This window comes from Clostridium lentum (assembly GCF_014287815.1).
Classification (GTDB): Bacteria; Bacillota; Clostridia; order Clostridiales; family Clostridiaceae; genus Clostridium; species Clostridium lentum.
Genome location: NZ_JACOOQ010000006.1, coordinates 45,912 through 69,159, shown reverse-complemented (window position 1 = coordinate 69,159; position 23,248 = coordinate 45,912). Strand labels below are relative to the sequence as shown.

Sequence of the window (23,248 nt, the reverse complement as noted above, 5' to 3'; positions counted from 1 at the left end):
TGTTTTTTTATTAGGATAACATTTAAAAAATAATAATTAGTAAGAGAAATTTATAAGTGATATATATAATTTAATAATTGGGAATACTAAATTCAAATTAGTAAGGAGGGTAAATATGAGCAGAGTTTCTAAAAAAGAGGAAGCTATTAAAGCTAAATATGATAAGCTAAGTCAAGAGGCCAAGCCAAAACCAAAATACATAAAGAATGTTATAATGGCTTTTCTTGTTGGTGGAGCTATATGTACCATTGGGCAAGGAATATTTGAATTGTTAAAGGCTTTTGGTATTTCTGAATATGATGCAAAGATATGGCTTCCAATAATAATGGTTTTTTTAGGGGCATTATTAACTGGGATTGGTGTATATGATAAAATTGCTAATTTTGCAGGGGCAGGAACGGTAGTACCTATAACAGGATTTGCTAATGCTGTGGTATCACCAGCTATTGAATTTAAAAAAGAAGGGTTTGTTTTTGGTGTAGCAGCAAAGATGTTTACCATAGCAGGACCAGTACTTGTATATGGTATTGGCTCATCTGTAATCATAGGTATAATTTATTATTTGCTACTTTATTATTCAATACTATAAGAGAAGGGAGTCTATGGAATGGAGAATGATTTGAAAAAAATAGGTAATCAGACCATTAAATTAAATAGTAATCCTAAAATTATTTCAACTTATTCAATAGTAGGGCCTAAAGAAGGGCAGGGACCATTAGGTGAATATTTTCATGAAGTCATAAGTGATGATACTTTAGGTAAAGATAGTTTTGAAAAAGCAGAGTCAGAAATGATGTATACAGCTATAAAGGGGGCAATTAATAATGCAAATATAAAAGAAGAGGATATTGATTATTTATTTGCAGGAGACTTATTAAATCAAATAACTTCATCAGGATATGCTGCTAGAGATTTAAATATACCTTTTTTTGGACTTTATGGAGCATGTTCAACTATGTCAGAATCTTTGAGTATGGCAGCTTTATTCATAGATGGAAGTTTTGCTAAGTATGTAGTAGCTAGCACTTCATCTCATTTTAGTTCAGCTGAGAGACAGTTTAGATTTCCATTAGAATATGGCTCTCAAAGGGCACCAACAGCTCAATGGACTGTAACAGGCTCAGGCGCTATGGTGCTTTCTAAAGAAGGAGATTTTCCTATGGTTACATACATAACAACAGGTATAGTAAAGGATTATGGTGAAAAAGATGCTAATAATATGGGGGCGGCTATGGCTCCAGCAGCTGTGGATACATTATATAATCACTTTAAAGATACAGGTAGAACTCCAGATTATTACGATATAATAGCTACTGGTGATTTAGGGAAGATAGGGAAAAAGATGACTTTAGAGATGTTAAAGGAATATGGCTATGATTTATCAAAAAATTATGTTGATTGTGGAGATATAATTTTTGATAATGAAACTCAAAATACTTGCTCAGGTGGAAGTGGATGTGGATGTTCAGCTGTAGTAATGTGTGGATATTTTTATAAGCGGCTTATGAAAAAAGAAATAAAGAAGCTACTTTTAATTTCAACTGGAGCGCTTATGAGTCCTACTAGTACTTTACAAGGTGAAAGCATTCCAGGGATAGCTCATGCAGTAGCCATTGAATATGAATAATATTTTTGAAGGGAAATGTAAAAAATGGAATATGTTAGTGCGTTTATAGTAGGTGGATTAATTTGTGTTGCTGGACAAATATTGATGGATACAACTAAGCTAACTCCAGCTAGAATCCTAGTTATATTTGTTACAGTAGGTGCTGTACTTGGAGCCTTTGGCATATATGATAAATTAGTAGATATAGGAGGGGCAGGAGCAACAATACCTCTTCCAAGCTTTGGTAACAGTCTAGCTAAAGCTGCAATACAAGCAGTACAGGAAGATGGATTGTTAGGTGCTTTTACTGGTGGTATTAAAGGTGCTGCTGGTGGAATAACGGCAGCGATATTTTTTGGTTATCTAATGGCATGTTTATTTAATCCTAAGACAAAAGAATAGTTTGATAAAAAAATTAATATACTTTAAAAAAATATTAAAACCGTTTATAATTACTTTTATAAACGGTTATTATTTTAAAAGGAGTGTAACATTTGAAAGAATATTATCAGAAAAGCTGGACAAGAGTTGTAGAGCTTTTAGGCAGTAATGTATATAAGGGGTTAATGGAGTATGATTGTATCGTAAGAAGAGAACAATATGGAGACAATAAAGTAATTATTCCTAATAGAAAAAGTATAGGACGTTCATTATTAGAGAAATTATTTAGTTTAAGTAGTTTTATATATTTATTTGTAATTATATTGTTTATAGTGAGTAAACAATACATATTTTTATTAATAGAATTAATAGCATTTTCATTAAGTATAATACATACTTGGTGGTATAGTTTAAAGAATAAAAAAAATATTGAAATGCTAGGTAATCTTAATACTAGTGATGTAACAGTTTTAAGAGAAGGTGTTGAAAGAATAGTTTCAGCAGAAGACCTAGTTATAGGAGATATAGTTTTATTTAAGGAAAACTCTTTTATTTCAGCAGATTTACGAATAATATCAGCAGAAAATTTAAAAGTTAATGAAAGAAATATAACAGGTGATAAGGTATTAAAAGATAAATATGAAGCTATGCTTGATAATAATGTTGCTTCATTAAGTGATATAAGTAACATACTATTTAGAGGAAGTATTATAAAATCTGGAAGTGGAACTGGTATAGTTATAGCTACAGGAATGAATACACATTTAGGAAAATTATTATCAGCTTTAGATAGATATGATTTAAAGAAAAATTTAGGTTTTAAAGAAATAGACGGAATTATAAGTAAAATAAATATTATAGGAATATTAATTTCTGTTATATTGTTTTTTGTGGTTCCAGGGAAGGTATATATTAAAAAAGAGATTTTATTAGATTGTTTATTTATATCAACAGCATTTATATATCCACTTATCTATTATATATATGATAAAATTATATCTAAAGAATTAGAAAAAGATAATATTTATGTAAATAATATTTTTACGTTAAAAGATAGTGATATAGTTAAGGTGATTTTTGTTGAAAAGTTTGGTTCTATAACAGAAGATACAGCTGAAGTTGAAAAAATATTTTACAATGAAACTTCTTTTTTAGCAAAAGATTTAGATAAAGGAAATAGTGATTTGTTAAGAATGATTGGTATTTGTTGTACAACAAGCAATATTTATCATGAAACAAAAGATGAAGAGGATATTTTTGGAGAGGCATATATAAGATTTTGTGAAAAATATGATTTTGATAAAGATAAAATTGCTAGGGAAAATAGATTTAAATTTAGAACAGAAGTTAATTCAACAAATAGTATAAAAACTACTGTAACTAAAAATTCTAGAGGATTTAGAGCTACATCTAGAGGTAGTCTTGATAAAATACTTTCTAAATGTACAAATATATTAATTAATGGTGTAGAATACCCATTAACAGAAGAAGAAATAAATAAGATAAAGCTTGCTGATTTATGTTTTTCAAGGGAAGGACTAATTACTGAAGCAATGGCTTATAGAAGATTTAACTATGAACCATCAAAAGAAGAAAATATAGAAAGTAATATGGTTCTTGTAGGATTATTTGGACTTAAAAATTCTATAGTTGAAGATGTTAAAGAAGATATAGAAAGTCTTTTTGATGATGGAATATTACCATTATTATTTTGTGAAGACAATAAGATAAGTGCAGAAATATTAGGAAGAAATATAGGTCTTATATCATCATCTAAGGAAGTTACTTCTGGTGTGGAGTTAAGCCATATGTCTGAAGAAGAATTTTATAAAACAGTATCAAAAGCAAGAATATTTTGTAGACTTAAGCCTGACCAGAAGTTGAAGATTGTAAATGCTTTTTATAACGATGGGTTTAAGGTTGCTGTGGAAGGTGAAACCTTAGGAGATTTATCATTGATATCTATGTCAAATATAGGCATAGGAAAAGCAAAAGCATCCAAAATATTAAAGCATATATGTGATATATATACTGAAAAAAGTTCTATTAAAGCATTATTACACCTTAAGAGAAAGGATAAGGAAGTAAGAAAGTCAATTGAATATGCTAATAGTATATATATGCAATTTATTTTATCTCAAATATTTATGATGTATGCTTATTATTTTATTGACGATAAGATATTATTTAAAAATAGTAGCATTATTTCTTTAAATTTATTACTAATACCAATGGTTCTATTAGCTTTAAATAATTTATCAATAAATAATATAGAAAATAAACATAGTTTGTTAAATGCAGTTATATATAATGTAGTGACAATAGTAGCTATATTAGCAATGAAAGAAAATATTGAAATTGTGGTATTTTTAATAATGTGTATAAATTTTCTTACTTATTTGTATAGAAATCAATTTAAAAATATATATGAATATAAAAATATTATATATACAGCTTTATATATAATTATTGTAATAATAGGAACAATATTTCTTTATAAGAAGGAAGTATTAATAAATATATTTACAATAAGTATTATATTAATATCCTTTTTAGTATACGTAACAATGATTTGGTTTTCGAAAAAATGGCAATAATTTAATTGAGGTGTTGTCATGAGTAAAGAAAGTGGTGTTTATTATAATAATCCGTTATTATACATATTTATAGTGTTTATATTGGCATCATTTACATATGAAATTTATTATTATAATAAGCTGGCAGCAATTCTCATTGCAGCTAGCTTGTTTTTTTTAATAACTTTTAATACTGAAAGATATCTTAAAATATTTTTACTGATAATTCTTATAATTGCACTTATGAATAATGTTTTTTATTATAATTATACCCCAAAAGCTAACGAAGAAATTAGAGTAGTTTCACTAAAATATAATAGGGGAATTGGAGAGATAAAGGGGAGAAAAGTAAATATATCTATAGAAGCTTCAGAAGAAATTGTAGGTAGTAAAATTTACGCAAAAGGAAACTTTAATAGAAATCTTAATATTTCTAAAGGTATAATAGGGGATTTTACAATAATTAAATATGAGAAGAGAAAAAAGGATCTAACTTTATATTTGTACGACTTAAGAAAGGATTTATATGATAAAATTCAAAGTAAATTAGGGGCAAGGAAAGCAGGAATAATTTCCTCAGTGGCTTATGGATATGATGATAATATTGAGAGCTATGATAGAGAAAAGATGAAGTATTATGGAATATCCCATGCCATATGTGTTTCGGGATTGCATATTACAATGGTATATTCTATTGTACTGTTATTTGGATCTAATTTATTAGGAATGATTGTTTCTTTTTTTTATATGTTATTTTCAGGTACTAAGGAAGCAGCTATAAGGGCATATATAATGATTGTTATATCTAACTTAGCTTTAAAGCTTAAACGTCAGTATAATATGATGGCTGCCTTATCATTAGCTGGAATAGTGATATTAATAGTTAAACCTTATTGTTTGTTTAGTATTGGATTTATATTGTCTTTTGTAAACATTATTGGAATTAATTTTTTTAATAAGAAGATTAATAGGGTGTTTTATAAGATTCCTTCTAAAATACGGCAAGTAGTTGCTATAACTCTATCAACACAAATTTTTATTTTACCAATAACAATGATGTATTTTAATGAATTTTGTGCTAATTCAATCATAGGAAATCTACTAATTATACCTTTTATTAACATCATAATAGTATTAGGTAATTTACTAATATTATTTTTAAAGATTCCAATGGTTTTTAATTATATTTTATTTGTTAGTAAATATATTATAATTTTAATGGATAATATTATGAATTTTTTTGATAAAATCACAATTGATATATTTTATATATATTATGGAGCTGCTTATTTTTATATTGCCATGCTCATAACATATTATTTTTATAAAAAGGGATATAAGCGATTTATATATTACCCAATTATAGTATTTATCTATGTGTCTATTATAGTTTATAGTCCTATAGTTAATATTAAGTATTATAATGAAGGAGCAATAGTAATAAGTTTTAAGGGGAAAAGGACATTTATTCAATATAATGAAGATGCGAATAATGATAAGTTAGAAAAGATAACCCTATCTAAAGAAAGGTTAGATAATAATTTTAAAAAGTTTTTAATAAAAGATGGGGTTTATATAAAGCCAAGTGGAGAAAATTATATAATAAAGACAGAGAAAGAACAGTGTCTACTTAAAGTTAATTATGATAAAATAAATTATAATTATGAAATAATTGATTTTACAAAAGGTGACATTAAAGATGTATGGATAGTAAAGGATATTATAATATCAAGAAGATAGGAGTGTAATAATTTATTGATTAATATAGATGGTTTTGAAAGCGAGTTAAAAAAGGGTGACATAGGATCGGGATATGTTTTTTGTGGTTTAGATGAAGAACTTATAAAAGAAAATATTAATATTCTTGTAAAGAAGTTAGTACCTGATGAATTTATGACTTTAAATTATGAAAGACTAGATGGATTAACTACTACTTTTAATGATATAGAAAATGCATGTGAAACTATGCCTTTTTTTGGTGAGAAAAAAGCAATTGTTGTATATAGAGCTAACTTTTTAAAGGATAAAACTGATAAAGAGGGAGCAAAATTATATTCAGAAATTTCTGAGTATGTAAAAAATCTTCCACCTTATGCAGTGCTAATAATGTATTATTTATTTAATGATAAAAGAGATACTCCTAAAAAAAATAAAAAGTTAGGAACTCTTGATAAATATATTAAGGTAGTTCATTGTGATAAACTAAAGAAGGATAAATATTATAAAAAAATAGAAGATATATTTAAGGAAAATGGAAAAAATATAGGCAAAATACAAGTAAGATATTTTGGGGAAAAGGTACAAAATAATTTTGATATAATAAAAAGCGAAATAGATAAATTATGTGCCTATACATATGGTAGGGAAATTGAAAAAGAAGATATAGATAAGCTTATTGCCAATAAAAGTGAAGATGATATTTTTGATCTAGTAGAGTATATTTCTAATAAGAAGGTTGATAGGGCTTTAGATTTGCTAGATGATTTATTATTTAAGGCAGATCAACATATTCTTATAATAACTACCATTGAAAATCATTTTAAAAGGTTATATGAAATTAAAATTTATATGAGCAAAGGAAAGAGAGTAGATTATTTTATGAGCAAGTATAGGTTACCACAATTTGTTTGTGAAAAGCTTATGAATCAAGCTAATAAATTTTCACTGAAGCAATTAGGTCAATTTATTAGAATATGTGTTGATACAGAAAATAAGTTAAAGTCATCCACAGGAGATAAATCTACAGAAATGGAGCTTATGCTATTTAAGACTTTCTTGGCTAAGTAAGATATAGAGAAAAAGTGTTTTATAATGAATACTATATAAAAAATCACCTTTTTTATATAAAGGTGATTTTTTATGTAAATAAATAGTCGGTGATTAAAAACCACCGACTCCTTATTGATTACGCCATAGCGTTTAATTTCGCAGCTAATCTTGACTTCTTTCTAGCAGCCATGTTCTTGTGAACAACACCTTTTTGAGCAGCCATGTCTAAAGACTTAGATGCTTTAACGAATGAAGTTTTAGCTTCTTCAGCGTTGTTAGCAGTTACTGCAGCTTCAAAGTTCTTTATAGCAGTTTTTAAAGCTGATTTTATCATTCTGTTTTGAGCAGTTTTAGTTTCAGTAACTTTAATTCTCTTCTTTGCTGATTTTATGTTTGCCATTCAATTCACCCCCTTAAATTTTTATAGGGCCTCTTGCAGTTTTTGGGGAAATCTGCGTACGAGTTCATTTTCAACAAATCATATTATATCATTGAAAGTTTAGAAGTTCAAGTATGAAATTAAAAGTAATTTGGGAAAATAATTTTGTAGTTGTGAAAAAAGGTAAAAATAGGAGGGAAAATAATGATAAGTATACGTACAGATTTAGCCATAGAAGCAAAGCAAGCATATACTGAGGAAAATAAGAGAGAACTTGACGGAGTTAGGGTAGATGAGGAGAATGATGGAGATATAAAGGTTACTACAGTAACTATAGAAAGTGATGAAGCCGGAAAGGAATTAGGAAAACCAAAAGGGCATTATATTACCATAGATTTTCCGGAATTTACAAGTTATGATGGTGAATGTATGAATGAGTTATCTATGGTGGTAGGAAAAGTCCTTAAGAGATTGGCAGATGTTACTGAAGAAAAATTAGTGCTTGTAGTGGGACTTGGAAATTGGAATGTAACTCCTGATGCTTTAGGACCTAAGGTAGTTGAAAAGATAATGGTAACAAGACATATAAAGCAGATTATGCCTGATGCTTTAGAAAGTCATGTAAGGTCAGTTTGTGCATTGGCACCAGGAGTACTAGGCATAACAGGAATTGAAACTGGAGAGATTGTTAAAGCGGTAGTTGAAAAAGTTAAGCCAGATTTAGTTATATGTATTGATGCTTTAGGCTCAAGAAAGTTAGACCGTGTCAATAGAACTATTCAAATAGGAGATACAGGGATTTCTCCAGGAGCAGGTGTTGGAAATAACAGAATGCAAATTAATGAAAAGAGTTTAGGAGTAAAAGTATTAGCTGTAGGAGTACCTACTGTTGTAGATGCTGCTACTATAGCTAATGATACTATTGATATGGTGCTTGATGACCTTGTAGGAAAAGTTGAAAGGGGAAAGGAATTTTATTCTATGTTACAAAAAGTTGATAAAAATGAAAAGCAAATGCTTATAAGAGAAATATTAACTCCTTTTGTAGGAGAATTGATTGTAACACCTAAAGATATAGATACTATTATTGAATCACTTGCCAAGATAATAGCTGATGGAATAAATATAGCAGTGCAACCAGAAATGGAAATGGAGGAAATAAATAAATTTTTAAATTAAAATAAGAAAAATATTTAACAGTATAATTTGTAATAAGTATGTCACTTAAACATATAAATGTATAAGTGAGGTGAATTATGAATGAGTTATGTTTTTCATGGAGGTGAAAATAAAAGAGGACGGAATAGGATAAGCATTGATATAGTGGTTATATTGATTATAGTAGTATTTTTTTGTATAAGATGCATAGTGGTATTAAATAATTATCGGGAAAGGGGAGCATATGCGTATGTTCAGTTATTGAATTACTGCATGCCAGTGGTGGAGGAGTTAAATTATGATGCCAGTGATTATGCGGAAAATAATTTAAGTATAAAAAATGTTATCTTACAATCATTAGGACTATATAATCTAAGATTTGAGGATATTGTAAGTAATGAATTGACAGTGTTTGCACAAATAAATAGAACTATTACAGGAGCAGTGGCTAATAATAACAGTGGTATACAGCCATATGAAATTAACTCCAATAGTGTTGCCATGATTACAGAAGAAGAAAATGAAGCTATAGCTAAAGAAAGTCCTGCATATGATGAAAGTTTAAAGAAAACATTAGACGAAGCTAATCCAGAGGTGCTTATATATCATACTCACACCCATGAAAGTTATTATGATGGTGGAAATGTAGACGAAGGATATAATTATAATACAGATAATAATGATTATAATGTAGTTGGTGTTGGAGATGTTCTTGCTAAGGAATTACAAGATGGCTATGGCATAGCGGTAATTCATGATAAGACAATACACGATACTTCATATAATGATTGCTATGGAAGGTCTAATGAAACAGTAAGCTCTTATTTAAATCAGTATGGAGATTTTAAGCTTATTATAGATCTACATAGGGATTCAAACAGTAATAGGCAGGCTGTTACAGCAGAGATTAATGGTGAAACAGTTGCTAAGGTAATGTTTGTAGTAGCTGGGAACAGTAGCAATTATTCAAGTAATACCCAGCTTGATAATAAGCTTATAGAAATTATTAATAGATTATTTCCAAGCCTTCTTAGAAGTACTAATATTTTTGTTTATGATTCTGGTATAAACGCTTTTAATTTGAATTTAAGCAATAATATATTGCTTTTAGAGGATGGATCAATAGCAAATACTGCTATAGAAGCAAAGTTATCAGCTAAATATATAGCTAGGGTAATAGCAGAGTATATAAAAAATTATACTTAATTGAATAAAGAATTTAAAATATGTGCATCCTTTACAATGTTAAAACGCTATAATTGCGTAAAAAATAAGGGGTGCATTTTTATGCTTAAGAAGGGAATTGTTCATATAATTCTTTTTAGTATGGTTATAGTAGGATGTATTATAGTCAATATCAAAAATACAGAAGCATTATCTCCATTTGGCAATACACTTAATAATTATCAAATAATCAATGAGGAATTTGGTGAAGATTTTTCAGAGTTTATAAAAGATAATGCCAATATAAAGATATATTTAGATAAAGGAGAGGATACTGTACAGGTTCAAATTGGAAATAAGAAAATAAAGTTAACTAAAAATAATATATTTATAGCAAAAATTAAATCAATAGGAAGTTTTTTTATTAAGCAAATTTCTAAAATAGAGAATACTTTAGGGAAAATAACAAAAAATACAAAAGAGAATGAAAAAACTAAAAGTAAAATTGACATAATTGTTGATGATTTCATAGAATGGTTAGAACAACAAAATTAAAAATATAGATTAATTTGTTAATTAACCAAGAATCTTGACACTGACAGGATAATTTATGATATAATTTACTCTGATTTAATATAATGGGGGTGAAGAAACTACTAATTTTAGTAGTTATTATATATGGCAAGCAATAGACAATCAAAAATTAGAAATTTTTCAATTGTAGCACATATTGACCATGGTAAGTCAACATTAGCAGATAGATTATTAGAAAAGACAGGAACTCTTACTCAAAGGGAAATGGAAGAACAAGTTCTTGACAATATGGAGCTTGAAAGGGAAAGAGGAATTACTATAAAATCTCAAGCTGCAAGACTTATCTATAAAAGAGAAGATGGAGAAGAATATATCTTAAATCTAATAGATACTCCAGGGCACGTAGACTTCACATATGAAGTTTCAAGAAGCTTAGCAGCTTGTGAAGGAGCTATCTTAGTTGTTGATGCAGCTCAAGGTATAGAAGCTCAAACATTAGCTAACTGCTATTTAGCATTAGATAATGATTTAGAAATAGCACCGGTAATAAATAAGATTGATTTACCATCAGCTAGACCTGATGAAGTTAAGCAAGAAATTGAAGATGTTATTGGAATTGAAGCAGAGGATGCTCCGATGATTTCTGCTAAGACAGGATTAAATGTAGAAGATGTTTTGGAAACAATTGTAGAAAAAATTCCAGCACCAAATGGTGATGAAGATGCTCCATTAAAGGCACTTATTTTTGATTCATACTATGATAGTTATAAAGGTGTTGTATGTTATGTAAGAATAATAGATGGTAAAGTTAAACCAGGAACAAAAGTAAAGCTTATGGCAACAAATAAGGTATATGATATAACTGAAGTAGGAGTATTTACACCTAAGTTAATGCCTATAAGTGAATTAAGTGCAGGAGATGTAGGATATATAACAGCATCTATAAAAAATGTAGCAGATGCCAGAGTTGGGGATACAGTAACAGAAGCAAATCGTCCAACAGCAGAAGCTCTTCCGGGATATAAGAAAGCTGTACCAATGGTTTACTCTGGTATATATCCAGTAGATGGTGCTAAGTATGATGAATTAAAGGAAGCATTAGAAAAGTTACAAATTAATGATGCTGCTTTAGATTTTGAACCTGAAACATCTATAGCATTAGGTTTTGGATTTAGATGTGGATTTTTAGGACTTCTTCATATGGAAATAATCCAAGAAAGAATTGAAAGAGAATTTAATTTAGATATTATTACAACAGCTCCATCAGTTGTTTATAAGGTTACTAAAACTAATGGAGAAACAATTGAGCTTACTAACCCAACTAATCTTCCTGAACCGACAGAGATAGATTATATGGAAGAGCCAATTGTTAAGGCATCAATTATTGCGCCAACAGATTATGTAGGTGCTATAATGGATTTATGTCAAGAAAGAAGAGGAATTTATATAGATATGGAATATCTTGAAACAACAAGAGTTGCTATTAACTATGAAATTCCTTTAAATGAAATAGTATATGATTTCTTCGATACATTAAAATCAAGAACAAGAGGATATGCTTCATTTGATTATGAATTTAAAGGATATACTACTACTGAACTTGTTAAGCTTGATATATTATTAAATGGAGATGTTGTTGATGCATTATCAATGATAGTTCCTAAAGAAAGAGCTTACCATAAAGGTAGAGGAATTGCTGAAAAGCTAAAAGAAATAATTCCAAGACAAATGTTTGAAGTTCCAATACAAGCAGCAGTTGGATCTAAAGTTATAGCCAGAGAAACCGTTAAAGCTATGAGAAAAGACGTTCTTGCTAAATGTTATGGTGGGGATATTTCAAGAAAGAAGAAACTTTTAGAAAAGCAAAAAGAAGGAAAGAAGAGAATGAGACAAGTTGGATCTGTAGAAGTACCACAAGAAGCATTCATGGCAGTACTAAAAGTAGACTAGTAAAAAAGCTGGAGATTTTAAAATCTCTAGCTTTTTTTATAATTATGAATGATGAGTGATGAATGATGAATTAAGGAATAAACTCACAGAGTTTAGAAAAAATTAATAGTGTTCTGTAATTCATCATTGATAATTCACAATTCATCATTGGAACAAGTATATTATATAGAAAATTATTTTTATAGGTAGAAAAGCTTTATGCTGGAATTAAGTATTAGGGATGTAGGAATTAAAGGTAAGAAACTGAGGAATAAGGGGTTAGTAACTGGAACACTTAGAAGAAAAGATGGACAGATAATACCTATCTTTCTTTCAAGTAATCTATTAGAACAATATATTGTTATTACTGATTATTGCAAAGACTTAGATGTTAAATTTGAAAATGAAATAATACATGTGCATATAAAAGAAGCTCAAAGACATTTTACTAAGAATAATGTTATTAATATGGACTTTATAGAAATATAATAATATAAAGATTTAATTATTGAGTTTTGCATTATTTTGAAAAATTTATTTGCGGCAATGAAGAGCCATATCAAGAAAAGTTCCTTGGTATGGCTTTTTATGCTTATAATATATGATTGTTGCATCTTTTTTATAAAAATAGTAAAATTAGGTTGAAATATAAAGGAGAGATAAATATATGTTTAGACCAATTTAAAAACTTCATTAAGGAAAAATACCTATATTTTTTATAGGTTTATTTGTGCTACTGAAAATGGAGGGATTAAAATTGAATAAGAAGAACATATATTTAATGTATTTAATAATTTTTTTACAAAGTTTAGTTTTTTATGGTTCTATAGCAACTTTATATAGGCAAAAAAGAGGGCTTTCTATGACGGAAATTTTTATTATTGAGTCGGCGTACTTTATAATAGTTATAATCTTAGAAGTGCCATGGGGGAAGCTTGCTGATAAAATAGGTTACAAGAAGATAGTGGTCATTGCTAATTTTATTTACTTTTTATCAAAGATAGTTTTTTATAATTCAGGTTCATTTTTAGGCTTTTTAATAGAACGAATATTTTTAGCGGCAGCTTTAGCGGGACTGTCTGGCTGTGACTCGGCATATTTATATAATTCTATATATGATAAATCGTTATGCGATAAGGTTTTTTCAAAATACAATTTTTATACAACTTTAGGATTTTTACTAGCTTCACTTAGTAGTGTTTTTATAATTGAAATTTCTATGGAAAGTACAGTGTTATTTACCATAGTGGCTTATGGAATTGCATTTATACTGTCACTGTTCTTAGATGAAGTTCCTAAGGATGAAAAAAATGCAAGTATAAAAATGAATTTTAAAGAAACGTTTAATAATAAGAATATTATCGTATTTATTATTTCAATTACCTTATTTTCGGAAATCGTACAAGGCATAACCGTATATTTAAATCAAAATAAATATATTAGTTGTGGTATAGACGTAAAAAAATTTGGTATTATATTAGCTCTTTCTCAAATAATATCTTTGATTACAGGGAAATCATATTACTTTAAAAGAATCTTAGGTGAAAGAAAATATATAAATATATTATATTTAATTATTTTAGTAGCAACGTTGATATTGTGGAGAACAACATCAGCAGTGGTAAGTGTTATTTCGGTAATGAGTATTTCACTAAGTGATGCATTGTTTGCACCAATAGTGATGGAGATAGAAAATAAGTCTGTAACCACCGGAGATAGGGCAACGATTTTGTCCATATATTCTGTAATAGGTAGTGTGGTTTCTGCAGTTATTAATCCGCTAATAGGATTAGGTGCTGATTATTCATTAAGAACTTCTTTTTTGCTTTGTAGTATGCTGTGTGTTATAGCTTTGATAGCAATGAATTACTATTTAGCAAGAGAAAATAGCAAAATGAAGCTATGTGATGAGAAGAGGATATAAAAAGTCAGTGTTAATTTAAAATAGTATAGTTTCATAAAGTAATATATAATAATAGCCATAGTGTAAGTGGCTATTATTTTTTTTACGCTTAGAAAATTATAAAATTTTTAGCATATGGGATACTAATAAATTAGCCACTTCTTATATACGTCGTTACTAATGCGTTAAAAAGAAAATTATAGTGCTATAAAAATTTGGAGGAATAAGAATGAAGGAAACAAGTTTATATATACATATACCATTTTGCAAACAGAAGTGTTTTTATTGTGATTTTCCATCTTTTGCAGGAAAGGAGAAGTATAGGGAAGATTATATAGAAGCTTTATGTAAGGAGATATTAGATAAGTGTCAGAAATACAAAATAAAAAGTATATTTATTGGTGGAGGAACTCCTTCATATTTAGAAGTACATGAAATTAAAAAGCTCCTTGAAACAGTAAATAAGCTTCAGTTTGCAGATAATATGGAGTTTACCATGGAATGTAATCCAGGTACAGTTAATGAGGAAAAGCTTATTGCCATGAAGGATGGTGGAATAAATAGAATAAGCTTTGGTTTGCAGTCATGTAATAATGAGCTCCTTAAAGTAATAGGAAGAATACATACTTATGAAGAATTTGTAGAAAATTATAAATTAGCTAGGAAGCTAGGTTTTAATAATATAAACGTAGATCTTATGTATGGTCTGCCAAATTTGACAGTGGATTTATGGAAGGATACTCTTGCAAAGATATGTAGTTTAAAGCCAGAGCATATATCAGCATATAGCCTTATCATAGAAGAAGGAACTGCTTTTTATACATTGCATATGAAGGGTAAATTAAATTTACCATCTGAAGAAGAGGAAAGAGAAATGGATAAACTAACAAAAGATATACTTGGTAGTGGTGGTTATAATCAGTATGAAATATCTAACTATAGCTTAGAAGGAAGAGAATGTGAACATAATAAAGTTTATTGGAAACTTAAAGAATATATAGGGGTGGGTTCATCATCTAGTTCGTATATAGATGGCTTTAGGGTTGTTAATAATCCAGATGTAAAAAGTTATATTGAAAAAATACAAAAAAATGAAAGTGTTGAAATTGAGAGATATAAAAATACCATTAAAGATGAAATTGAAGAATATATGTTTATGGGATTAAGACTTAATGAAGGTATAAGTAAAATGGAATTTAAGCAAAAGTTTAACACTGATATAGACAGTATATATGGAAATATAATAGAGAAGAATATTAAAAGAGATCTTCTTGAGCTAAAAGATGATAAATTATCTTTGACGGTAAAAGGAATAAGCTTAGCAAATGAGGCTATGTCAGACTTTATATTAGAAAAATAGATTGAATAGAAAATAAGAGTAATTTAAAGAAAAAAAGAGAAAAATCACACTATTTTAAATAGTAAATAATAGGTGGCAGAATATGAGAAAATATGAAATTGACAAAAAAAGCGAATAAGAATATATTGATATTGTAGTCATTAGCACTCGGTGTTAGTGAGTGCTAACAATAGGGGTGATGAGATTGGCTATTGATGATAGAAAAATTAGAATACTCCAAGCCATTATAAACGACTATATTGTGACAGGTGAACCTGTTGGATCAAGAACAATAGCTAAAAAATACGACTTAGGTATAGGATCTGCCACTATTAGGAATGAAATGGCCGACTTAGAGGAGATGGGATATTTAGAGCAGCCTCATACATCTGCAGGCAGAATCCCCTCCAGTAAAGGCTATAGATTATATGTAGATCAATTGATGCAGAGGGAACAGCTTACAAGAGAAGAAGAGCTTAGAATTAAGGAATATATCATTAATTCAGCTATGTATGAAGTGGATAAGGTATTAAAAGAAGCATGTGTGTTATTATCAGAGTTAACTAATTTAACTTGTATAGTGGAAACTCCTTCTATGAAAAGAAGCAGGATAGTATCGATGCAGCTTATAGGTATTGATAAGTCCAATATAGTAGCTATAATAGTTACAGATAGTGGAGTTATAAAAAACCATAGAATAAGAGTATCACATATGCCTATGGAAAGTGAATTAGATAGAATCAATGAAGTTCTTAATATTAAGTTAAAAAACCTAACAATAGATGCAATAAATCTACAGGTGATTAATGAAATAAAGGAAGAACTTAAGGGATTTGATGATTTATTTAATGCAATACTTCCAGCTCTATATAAGAGTTTAAATGAAAGTACAAAATCAGATTTATTAGTTGAAGGAACTACCAATCTTTTCAATTATGCAGAATATAACGATATTGAAAAAGTCAAAGATATGCTTCAACTTATAAGTAATAAAGATTGTGTTATTGAATTATTAGAGCCAAGTGGTGATATTACCATAAAGATTGGTGATGAAAATTATATTCCAGAAGCAAAAGATTGTTCTGTAATAACAGCAGAATATTGTTTAGGTGGAAGACCAATTGGTAATATAGGTTTAATTGGACCACAGAGAATTAATTATTCAAAAGTAATTTCAATAATGGCTCAAGTAATAAAAGAACTAAATAAAAGTTTAAGAAATCAGAGTCTTGAGTAGTGTGAGAAGAGGTGTATTGAATGGAAGAAAATAAAGATTTAAATGAAGAAATCATTGATGAAGCAGAAGCTACAACAGAAAGTACTGAAGAGGTTAATGAGGCTGAAAACAATGAAGAAAATGATTTAGCTTTAGTTAAAAAGTTAAAAGAAGAAAATGATAAACTTTCAAAAGAAGTTGAAGCATTTAAAGATAGATTATTAAGGGTTACAGCCGAATATGAAAACTTTAGAAAGAGAACTGCCAAGGAAAAGGAAGGAATATATGCAGATGCATGTGCAGATGTATTAAAAGAAGTTATTCCAACAATAGATAATCTTGAAAGAGCTTTAGCAGTTGATGGAAGCGTTGAAGATTTGAAAAAAGGAATTGAAATGACTATTAAAGGATTTCAAACTTCACTTGAAAAACTTGGAGTTGAAGAGATAAGTGTTGAAGAAGGATTTGATCCTAATATGCATCAAGCAGTAATGCATATTCAAGATGAAAATTTAGATAAAAACGTTGTTGCTGAAGTATTCCTGAAAGGATATAAGAAAGGTGACAAAGTAATAAGATATTCAATGGTAAAAGTAGCAAATTAGTTTAATTTTAATAGATAGAAATTTAGGAGGAAATAATTATGGGAAAAATTATAGGTATTGACTTAGGTACAACAAATTCATGTGTAGCAGTTATGGAAGGTGGAGAGCCAGTCGTAATAGCAAACTCAGAAGGAGCAAGAACTACTCCATCAGTAGTTTCATTCCAAGCTAACGGAGAAAGATTAGTTGGTCAAGTAGCTAAAAGACAAGCGATTACTAATCCAGATCATACAATAATTTCAATAAAGAGAGAGATGGGTACAGACCATAAAACTCATATTGATGATAAAGAATATTCACCACAAGAAATATCAGCAATGATTCTTCAAAAGATAAAAGCTGATGCAGAAGCTTATTTAGGTGAACCAGTAACTCAAGCAGTTATCACAGTACCAGCTTACTTCAATGATGCTGAAAGACAAGCAACTAAAGATGCTGGTAGAATAGCTGGATTAGAAGTATTAAGAATAATAAACGAACCAACAGCAGCTTCACTTGCTTATGGATTAGATAAAACAGATCACAGCGAAAAGATATTCGTATATGACTTAGGTGGTGGTACATTCGACGTATCTATACTAGAATTAGGTGATGGTGTATTCGAAGTATTATCAACAAATGGAGATACTAAGCTTGGTGGAGATGACTTTGATAACAAAGTTATGGATTATATAGCTGAAACATTCAAAGCAGAAAATGGTATTGATTTAAGAAATGATAAGATGGCTCTTCAAAGATTAAAAGAAGCAGCTGAAAAAGCTAAGATTGAATTATCATCTTCAATGCAAACAAATATTAACTTACCATTCATCACTGCTGATGCAACAGGTCCAAAGCACATAAATTTAGATTTAACTAGAGCTAAATTCAATGAATTAACTCATGATTTAGTTCAAAGAAGTATCGAACCAATGAAGAAAGCTTTAGCAGATGCAGGACTTTCAATTAGTCAAATAGACAAGGTTATATTAGTTGGTGGATCAACAAGAATACCAGCTGTTCAAGAAGCAGTTAAGAACTTTACAGGAAAAGAACCATCTAAGGGAGTTAATCCAGATGAATGTGTTGCTGTAGGTGCTGCAATACAAGCAGGTGTATTAACTGGAGAAGTTAAAGACGTATTATTATTAGACGTTACACCATTAACATTAGGAATTGAAACAATGGGTGGTATAGCTACACCATTAATTGAAAGAAATACAACTATTCCAGCTAAGAAGAGTCAAGTTTTCTCAACTGCAGCAGATGGTCAAACATCAGTGGAAATTCACGTAGTTCAAGGTGAAAGACAAATGGCAGCAGATAACAAGACTTTAGGAAGATTTACTCTATCAGGAATTGCTCCAGCTCCAAGAGGAATTCCACAAATCGAAGTAACATTTGATATAGATGCAAATGGTATAGTTAAAGTTTCAGCTTTAGATAAGGGAACAGGAAAAGAAGCAAACATCACAATTACAGCTTCAACTAACCTTTCAGATGAAGAAGTAGAAAAGGCAGTAAAAGAAGCAGAAAGATTTGCTGAAGAAGATAAGAAGAGAAAAGAGGGCATAGAAGTTAAGAATAATGCTGATCAAATAGTATATCAAACTGAAAAAACTTTAGAAGAATTAGGAGATAAAGTATCTGCTGATGATAAAGCTAAGGTTACAGCTAAATTAGATGCATTAAAGGCTATTAAAGATGGTGAAGACTTAGAATCAATTAAGAAAGCAATGGATGAATTAAATCAAGAATTCTATGCTATATCTTCTAAGATGTATGCACAAGCTGGAGGACAACAAGGTGCTGAAGGATTTGATCCAAACAATATGGGTGGAGCAAATGCAGATGCTGGTACAGCTCACGATGACAATGTAGTAGATGCTGATTTTGAAGTTAAAGATGACAAATAATTAAATTAATTTTAGAGGGAAGACAAAAGTCGTCTTCCCTTTTTAAAAGTACAGTATTTAATAATTATTATTATAATGTTATTATATAAAGGTAAATTTGTAATAAGGTGGTGACATTTGTAGATGGCAAGTAAAGACTATTATGAAGTGCTTGGCCTTCAAAAAGGGGCAAGTGAAGATGAAATAAAAAGAGCCTTTAGAAAGCTAGCTATTAAATACCATCCTGATAAGAATCAAGGAAATACAGAAGCAGAAGCTAAGTTTAAAGAGATAAATGAAGCTTATCAAGTACTTTCTGATCCTGAAAAGAAAGCAAGATATGATCAATTTGGATCAGCTGACTTTGATGGAAGTGGATTTGGAGCAGGTGGATTTGGTGGTTTTGACTTCAATGATATGGGTGGTTTTGGAGATATTTTTGAAAGTTTCTTTGGTGGTGGCGGAAGTTCATCAAGAAGAAGAAATGGACCGGTTAAGGGTGCTGATTTAGAATACACTATTAATTTATCCTTTGAAGAAGCTATATTTGGTGTTGAAAAAGAAATCACAATTAATAGAAGTGAAAACTGTGAAGAGTGTCATGGATCAGGAGCTAAACCTGGAACGTCTCCAAAAACATGTCCAACATGTAATGGTTCAGGGCAAGTAAGGGTTCAAAGACAAACTCCATTAGGAAACTTCGTAACTACATCTACATGTGATAGATGTGGAGGTAGAGGAACTGTAGTTGAAGAACCATGTCATTCATGTGCAGGAAAAGGTAAAGTAAGAAAGAGTAGAAAGATAAATGTTAAGATACCAGCAGGTGTTGATACAGGAAATGTACTACCACTTAGAGGGCAAGGTGAGCACGGTGCTAACGGAGGGCCTCCAGGAGATATATATGTAAGAATCAATGTTGCTAGATCAAGTAAATTTGATAGACGTGGACATGATATTTATATAGATACTCATATATCTATGTCTAGAGCTGCACTAGGATGTGAAATAACAGTACCTACAGTAGATGGTGATGTTAAATATACTGTTCCAGCAGGAACACAATCAGGTACACTTTTCAGATTAAAAGGAAAAGGAGTTCCAAGAGTAAATGGTTCGGGAAGAGGAGATCAGTACGTAAAAGTTGTAGTTGAAATTCCTAAGAATTTAAATGAAAAGCAAGTGGAAGCATTAAAAGCATTTATGGAAGCTTGTGGAGAAGAACCAGACAATGTTGAAGTTCCACACAAAAAAGGATTTAAAAACATCTTTAAAAAATAGATATATTTTAATTAAAAACAGCCTGTTGTATTTAAAGCGACAGGCTGTTTATTTCGTTAATACATTTAAAACATCCATGGCATGTTCTTTTCTTTCGGAGTTAACAATGATTGTAAGGATATTATCCTTGGAAGGAAAGTCAATCTCTTTAAGTAAATTTAAAGAATCTATTTTAATACCATATATACCTTCAGTATCATTTGAGTCAGAAGCTTTAACAAGTAGTTCTTCTGGAATATTTAAGTTTTCAAAACCATCTATAGTGGAGATATCTTCAAACATATCTTGTGATACTTGCGCATTGAAGTATTCTTCATTAACAATGGCAAGATCAATTTCTTTAGCAGCTATTTTTATAGCGATTTCTTCAGTAGGGGTTAATCTATATCCAGTATTTGAGTCACTCCAGATAGGATTAATAAGTATTGTTGACTTTTCAAGATTTTCAATAAGTAGATCATTAAGTGTATCCCTAAGGGAGTATAACTGATTTTCATCTATATAAGAATTATAATAAGTTATGGTACAGTAAGTAGATTTTTTAGTCATCATTGTATGAATGAAAGAAGCTAGTCCTACTATAGAAAGTAATGTAATAATTATATGAATTTTATAATATTCCCATATATATCTATATTTTTCTTTGGGAGATAAAGCTTTGAATTTTTCTTTAATTGATATTTCAGAATCAAGTTGTGTTTCTTTTTCCATATTATCCTCCTGATTTATGTATATGTTTACTTAAGTTAAGTTTATAGAAAAAAATTACAAAAATCAATGGAATTTATAAAATTTTTACTTCTTTAATATAATAAAAAATAAAAAAAATATTGTAGAAATATGAAAACAATATATAATATATTTTGAATATTTATTTAAATAAGAAGGCATAGTAAAGATAGAAAAGATTAGTATGAGGTGAAGCAATGGAAGAAATAAAAAAAGAGATATTATGTGAAATAGAGCCTTTTAAAGAAAATGGGTATGAATTTCTAAATAAGAATATGTCAAAAATGGATTTTAGATCAATATCATGCGGATTTGGAGTATATGCTCAAAGAAATCAAAAAGATTTTGTTATTAGACTTAGGACCTCTTCTGGAGTTATAGCCTTAGATCAATTAAAGAAAATATATGAATGGGCTAATAAATATGAAGTAGAATATTTGCATTTTACAACACGCCAATCTATTCAATATCATGGATTGACTATAGATGATACATGTAGCTTAATGGAAGAGGCATTAAATTATAATATTTTTACAAGAGGTGCTGGAGGAAATTATCCAAGAAATGTAGCACTATCTCCTTTATCTGGAGTAGATAAAAATGAAGCATTTGATGTAACTCAATATGCTATAGCTTGTGATAATTATTTTATGAAGAGAATAACTTCATATAAATTACCAAGAAAAATAAAAGTAGCATTTTCTAACTCAGAAGAGGATACAGCATGTTGTACAGTTCAAGATTTAGGATTTATGGCTGTAAATAATGAAGGGAAAAAATGCTTTAGAGTATATGTAGGGGGAGGTCTAGGAAGAAATCCTAAAAAAGCGTTAGTTTATCCAGAATTAATAGATGCAAATGAAGTTTTATACTACGTTCAAGGAATGGTAGATTTCTTTATTTCAGAAGGTAATTATGAAAATAAGAGTAAAGCAAGAATTAGATATATAGTTGAAAAATTAGGTGAAGAAGGTTTTATAGAATGTTATAAGAAACATGTGGAAGCAGCTAAAGCTAAAGGTGGATTAAGTTTAGAGTGTGAAGAAATTAAAAATACAAAAAAAGGTATAAAAGTTGATATTATTGATAATAGATTAACTGAGCAAAAGCAAGAAGGGTTATATAGTGTATATTTACATCCAGTTGGAGGGCAAATAGCATTAGAAAATTTAAAAGAGATAATAATGATACTGGAAACATGTGAATCACCAGAGATAAGATTATCTAAAACAGAAGGAATATATTTTAGAAACCTTAATGGAGTTGAAGCTAAAGATCTTTTAGAAATTACTAAAGATATGGGTGGAGAAAGTGATTTCGAACAAAGTATTTCATGTATAGGTGTACCAACTTGCCAAATAGGAATTTGTGATAGTCAAGACACTTTAAGAGAAATGATTACTTATGTAAAAGAAAATAAAGGAGATACTAAGTATCTTCCAAAAGTATATATATCAGGATGTGGAAATTCTTGTGGGGCTCAAGAAATTGGAGCAATAGGTTTTGCTGGAAAGAAAAAAAGAGTAGATAATGAATTATTAGAATGTTTTGAGTTATTTGTTGATGGAAGTCATAAAGCAAATGAAGTTAGATTAGCTGAAAAATATGGAGAAATTTTAAAACGAGATATACCTAAATTTATGCTAGAACTATCTAATATTTTAAAAGAAAGTAATAAGAGTTTCAGAGAATATATAAGCGTTAAAAATGATGATTTTAAAGAACTAGTAGAAAAATATAATAGTTAGAATATATAGTATAAAGAAAGTTAGATTAATATTTCTATGTTTATAGAAGTATTTTAT

The 23,248-nt window shown here is 29.2% G+C and carries 20 protein-coding genes; 18 read left to right on the top strand and 2 right to left on the bottom strand.

The features are described 5' to 3' along the window. The first annotated feature begins 115 nt into the window (after window positions 1-115). From spoVAC to holA, 6 genes are all read left to right on the top strand, one after another. Entirely contained in the window at window positions 116-589 is a 474-nt protein-coding gene (gene spoVAC / locus H8R92_RS05080; RefSeq protein ID WP_022212521.1) for a stage V sporulation protein AC, read from the top strand. A gap of 18 nt (window positions 590-607) precedes the next feature. Continuing rightward, a complete protein-coding gene (gene spoVAD / locus H8R92_RS05075) occupies window positions 608-1,627 on the top strand; it encodes a stage V sporulation protein AD (protein WP_022212520.1) in 1,020 nt (339 codons plus the stop codon). 24 nt (window positions 1,628-1,651) lie between these two features. Continuing rightward, on the top strand, window positions 1,652-2,008 hold the full coding sequence (gene spoVAE / locus H8R92_RS05070; RefSeq protein ID WP_022212519.1) for a stage V sporulation protein AE: 357 nt from the start codon (window positions 1,652-1,654) through the stop codon (window positions 2,006-2,008). A 92-nt stretch (window positions 2,009-2,100) separates the two neighbouring features. Beyond that, window positions 2,101-4,584 carry a P-type ATPase actuator domain-containing protein gene (locus H8R92_RS05065; protein ID WP_022212518.1) on the top strand — a complete coding sequence of 828 codons (2,484 nt, stop codon included), beginning with the start codon at window positions 2,101-2,103 and terminating at the stop codon, window positions 4,582-4,584. 18 nt (window positions 4,585-4,602) lie between these two features. Further along, window positions 4,603-6,303, top strand: a complete 1,701-nt coding sequence (locus tag H8R92_RS05060; RefSeq protein WP_186834874.1) for a ComEC/Rec2 family competence protein — start codon at window positions 4,603-4,605, stop codon at window positions 6,301-6,303. Window positions 6,304-6,318: 15 nt separating this feature from the next. Continuing rightward, on the top strand, window positions 6,319-7,350 hold the full coding sequence (gene holA, locus H8R92_RS05055; RefSeq protein WP_186834873.1) for a DNA polymerase III subunit delta: 1,032 nt from the start codon (window positions 6,319-6,321) through the stop codon (window positions 7,348-7,350). Window positions 7,351-7,468: 118 nt separating this feature from the next. Here holA and rpsT read toward each other — a convergent pair whose 3' ends face one another. Further along, window positions 7,469-7,732 (bottom strand): 30S ribosomal protein S20, encoded by a 264-nt coding sequence (rpsT, locus tag H8R92_RS05050; protein WP_022167175.1) that lies wholly within the window; start codon window positions 7,730-7,732, stop codon window positions 7,469-7,471. A 183-nt stretch (window positions 7,733-7,915) separates the two neighbouring features. Here rpsT and gpr point away from each other — a divergent pair, with 183 nt between their 5' ends. From gpr to dnaJ, 11 genes are all read left to right on the top strand, one after another. Further along, window positions 7,916-8,890 (top strand): GPR endopeptidase, encoded by a 975-nt coding sequence (gene gpr, locus H8R92_RS05045; RefSeq protein ID WP_186834872.1) that lies wholly within the window; start codon window positions 7,916-7,918, stop codon window positions 8,888-8,890. Between the two features lie 81 nt (window positions 8,891-8,971). Then, window positions 8,972-10,075: a stage II sporulation protein P gene (gene spoIIP, locus H8R92_RS05040; protein ID WP_022212514.1), complete on the top strand. Its 1,104-nt coding sequence runs from the start codon at window positions 8,972-8,974 to the stop codon at window positions 10,073-10,075. Window positions 10,076-10,156: 81 nt separating this feature from the next. Further along, window positions 10,157-10,588: a hypothetical protein gene (locus tag H8R92_RS05035; RefSeq protein ID WP_186834871.1), complete on the top strand. Its 432-nt coding sequence runs from the start codon at window positions 10,157-10,159 to the stop codon at window positions 10,586-10,588. A gap of 123 nt (window positions 10,589-10,711) precedes the next feature. Continuing rightward, window positions 10,712-12,517 (top strand): translation elongation factor 4, encoded by a 1,806-nt coding sequence (gene lepA / locus H8R92_RS05030; RefSeq protein WP_022212512.1) that lies wholly within the window; start codon window positions 10,712-10,714, stop codon window positions 12,515-12,517. Between the two features lie 198 nt (window positions 12,518-12,715). Then, window positions 12,716-12,985, top strand: a complete 270-nt coding sequence (locus H8R92_RS05025; RefSeq protein ID WP_022167181.1) for a hypothetical protein — start codon at window positions 12,716-12,718, stop codon at window positions 12,983-12,985. Between the two features lie 268 nt (window positions 12,986-13,253). Beyond that, the gene (locus H8R92_RS05020) at window positions 13,254-14,420 is read left to right on the top strand and encodes an MFS transporter (protein ID WP_186834870.1); all 1,167 of its coding nucleotides are present in this window, start codon (window positions 13,254-13,256) and stop codon (window positions 14,418-14,420) included. Window positions 14,421-14,628: 208 nt separating this feature from the next. Continuing rightward, a complete protein-coding gene (gene hemW / locus H8R92_RS05015; RefSeq protein WP_186834869.1) occupies window positions 14,629-15,759 on the top strand; it encodes a radical SAM family heme chaperone HemW in 1,131 nt (376 codons plus the stop codon). A 184-nt stretch (window positions 15,760-15,943) separates the two neighbouring features. Next, window positions 15,944-16,975 carry a heat-inducible transcriptional repressor HrcA gene (gene hrcA / locus H8R92_RS05010; RefSeq protein ID WP_186834868.1) on the top strand — a complete coding sequence of 344 codons (1,032 nt, stop codon included), beginning with the start codon at window positions 15,944-15,946 and terminating at the stop codon, window positions 16,973-16,975. A gap of 20 nt (window positions 16,976-16,995) precedes the next feature. Then, a complete protein-coding gene (gene grpE, locus H8R92_RS05005) occupies window positions 16,996-17,559 on the top strand; it encodes a nucleotide exchange factor GrpE (protein WP_186834867.1) in 564 nt (187 codons plus the stop codon). A 38-nt stretch (window positions 17,560-17,597) separates the two neighbouring features. Then, the gene (dnaK, locus tag H8R92_RS05000) at window positions 17,598-19,454 is read left to right on the top strand and encodes a molecular chaperone DnaK (protein ID WP_022212579.1); all 1,857 of its coding nucleotides are present in this window, start codon (window positions 17,598-17,600) and stop codon (window positions 19,452-19,454) included. A gap of 123 nt (window positions 19,455-19,577) precedes the next feature. After that, entirely contained in the window at window positions 19,578-20,714 is a 1,137-nt protein-coding gene (dnaJ, locus tag H8R92_RS04995) for a molecular chaperone DnaJ (protein WP_186834866.1), read from the top strand. Window positions 20,715-20,762: 48 nt separating this feature from the next. Here dnaJ and H8R92_RS04990 read toward each other — a convergent pair whose 3' ends face one another. Further along, window positions 20,763-21,425 carry a hypothetical protein gene (locus tag H8R92_RS04990; protein WP_186834865.1) on the bottom strand — a complete coding sequence of 221 codons (663 nt, stop codon included), beginning with the start codon at window positions 21,423-21,425 and terminating at the stop codon, window positions 20,763-20,765. A 215-nt stretch (window positions 21,426-21,640) separates the two neighbouring features. Between H8R92_RS04990 and H8R92_RS04985 the strand changes: the two genes are divergently transcribed. Continuing rightward, entirely contained in the window at window positions 21,641-23,191 is a 1,551-nt protein-coding gene (locus H8R92_RS04985; RefSeq protein WP_186834864.1) for a nitrite/sulfite reductase, read from the top strand. Window positions 23,192-23,248 lie beyond the last annotated feature (57 nt).

What these genes read in the sequence shown, in the direction of transcription:
- H8R92_RS05025 (WP_022167181.1), top strand. Translation starts at nt 12,716, where the DNA reads ATGCTGGAATTAAGTATTAGGGATGTAGGAATTAAAGGTAAGAAACTG.
- spoVAE (WP_022212519.1), top strand. Translation starts at nt 1,652, where the DNA reads ATGGAATATGTTAGTGCGTTTATAGTAGGTGGATTAATTTGTGTTGCT.
- H8R92_RS05035 (WP_186834871.1), top strand. Translation starts at nt 10,157, where the DNA reads ATGCTTAAGAAGGGAATTGTTCATATAATTCTTTTTAGTATGGTTATA.
- dnaK (WP_022212579.1), top strand. Translation starts at nt 17,598, where the DNA reads ATGGGAAAAATTATAGGTATTGACTTAGGTACAACAAATTCATGTGTA.
- rpsT (WP_022167175.1), bottom strand. Translation starts at nt 7,732, where the DNA reads ATGGCAAACATAAAATCAGCAAAGAAGAGAATTAAAGTTACTGAAACT.
- H8R92_RS04985 (WP_186834864.1), top strand. Translation starts at nt 21,641, where the DNA reads ATGGAAGAAATAAAAAAAGAGATATTATGTGAAATAGAGCCTTTTAAA.
- H8R92_RS04990 (WP_186834865.1), bottom strand. Translation starts at nt 21,425, where the DNA reads ATGGAAAAAGAAACACAACTTGATTCTGAAATATCAATTAAAGAAAAA.
- dnaJ (WP_186834866.1), top strand. Translation starts at nt 19,578, where the DNA reads ATGGCAAGTAAAGACTATTATGAAGTGCTTGGCCTTCAAAAAGGGGCA.
- spoVAC (WP_022212521.1), top strand. Translation starts at nt 116, where the DNA reads ATGAGCAGAGTTTCTAAAAAAGAGGAAGCTATTAAAGCTAAATATGAT.
- grpE (WP_186834867.1), top strand. Translation starts at nt 16,996, where the DNA reads ATGGAAGAAAATAAAGATTTAAATGAAGAAATCATTGATGAAGCAGAA.
- spoVAD (WP_022212520.1), top strand. Translation starts at nt 608, where the DNA reads ATGGAGAATGATTTGAAAAAAATAGGTAATCAGACCATTAAATTAAAT.
- hemW (WP_186834869.1), top strand. Translation starts at nt 14,629, where the DNA reads ATGAAGGAAACAAGTTTATATATACATATACCATTTTGCAAACAGAAG.
- lepA (WP_022212512.1), top strand. Translation starts at nt 10,712, where the DNA reads ATGGCAAGCAATAGACAATCAAAAATTAGAAATTTTTCAATTGTAGCA.
- spoIIP (WP_022212514.1), top strand. Translation starts at nt 8,972, where the DNA reads ATGAGTTATGTTTTTCATGGAGGTGAAAATAAAAGAGGACGGAATAGG.
- H8R92_RS05060 (WP_186834874.1), top strand. Translation starts at nt 4,603, where the DNA reads ATGAGTAAAGAAAGTGGTGTTTATTATAATAATCCGTTATTATACATA.
- gpr (WP_186834872.1), top strand. Translation starts at nt 7,916, where the DNA reads ATGATAAGTATACGTACAGATTTAGCCATAGAAGCAAAGCAAGCATAT.